1 protein-coding gene is annotated in these 1,351 nt (G+C 64.5%); it reads left to right on the top strand.

The genetic code is table 11. The features are described from left to right. Window positions 1-1,095: DUF885 family protein (locus U1872_RS22345; RefSeq protein WP_332795063.1), on the top strand; the 1,095-nt coding region annotated here is incomplete at its 5' end. Window positions 1,096-1,351 lie beyond the last annotated feature (256 nt).

The following is a 1,351-nucleotide window of genomic DNA, read 5'->3' as shown; positions in this document are numbered from 1 at the left end:
GATCCCGCTAAGGTCGACGCCGACACTGCTGCAATCCTGGCGGACGCCGAGGCCGGAATCATTCTCCCCCGCCTGTCGCTCGACCGCACCGTAGAGGCGCTCCGTACCGCTCCCGAGAACCCCGCGATCGACCGCCAGATATCAACGCTCGAAGGCCTGAGAGACACCGCGCCTTCCGCCCCCGGCGTCGGCCGGCTCCGGGGCGGCTCGGACTGGTACGCTCTGCAACTCCAACGCTCGCTCGGCACCCTGACGCCGGCCTATGCCGAACGCCGTCTATTCGCCGAACTGAACCGCCTCCACGCCCGCGCCGCGAGGCTGTTCGATCAAATCGGTGCGCCCAAGGGGACGATCGCAGAGCGTTACGCCGAACTCTGGCGCGACGATCGCTTCCTCTACCCCGACAGCGATGCCGGCCGTGGGCAGGCAATCGCTGATATGAACCGGATGCTCGCCACCGCCCGCAGCCATATCCGGGCTATGTTCGGCGATCTCCCGCAATGGTCCCTGAACGCCATCGCCCGCCCGCTATCCCAGCAGGAGATCGCCAGCGGCCGCGGCGGGTATCGCGAAGTGCCCTCGCCGACCCGACCCGGCGCGTATGTCGTCGACCTCAAAGACATCCGCCGCCGCCCACGCTGGACTCTCCCCAGCGTCGTCGCCCATGAATTGCTCCCCGGTCACATGATCCAGCTCGGCCTGATCGACTATGCCTCCGCATTTGTCGAGGGCTGGGGCATCTACGCCGAGCAACTCGCGGAACGGGCCGGTGCCTATGCCGATCCGCACGACGAACTTGGGCACATCCACTGGCTGCTCTTCCGCGTCTCCCGCGCGCTCGTCGACCTGGGTATTCACCTCCACGGCTGGTCGATCGACCATGCCCGCGAGCGCTTGATCGAATGGCAGGGCGAACCGGCATATTTCGCACCTTTCGACGTCGAGCTCGCGCGCATTCCCCTCGAACCCGCCTCGCGTGTCGCCGAAGCCATGGCTTGGCTCACGATCGCCGATAACGGCCATGACACACCGTCGATCCCGTATAATCACGACATGGTGGCCCGCGGGCGCAGAAGAATTCCTCCTACACTTTGAGCGTCGGGCCGCCGTCATTGTGCTATGGCGTGGATAATCGCTCCCCGAGCTTACGCGTTCTATACTGGAATATCATATCCGCATTCTCATACTCGTCATGTTCGCTGTCCTGACCGGTTGCAAGGAGGGCAAGCGACCCAACTCGTTCGAGACCGGGAACGAACAGGCAGATTCTGCAACGCCTCCGACCTATAGCGGCATCCCGAAGGACGAGGCTAAGAAGTAGCCGATCGCGGCGTCATGCCGCCAACGGAGA

Origin of the sequence: Parasphingomonas frigoris (assembly GCF_036663815.1) — a bacterium.
GTDB lineage: Bacteria > Pseudomonadota > Alphaproteobacteria > Sphingomonadales > Sphingomonadaceae > Sphingomonas.
This window is presented reverse-complemented; position numbering and strand designations above follow the sequence as displayed.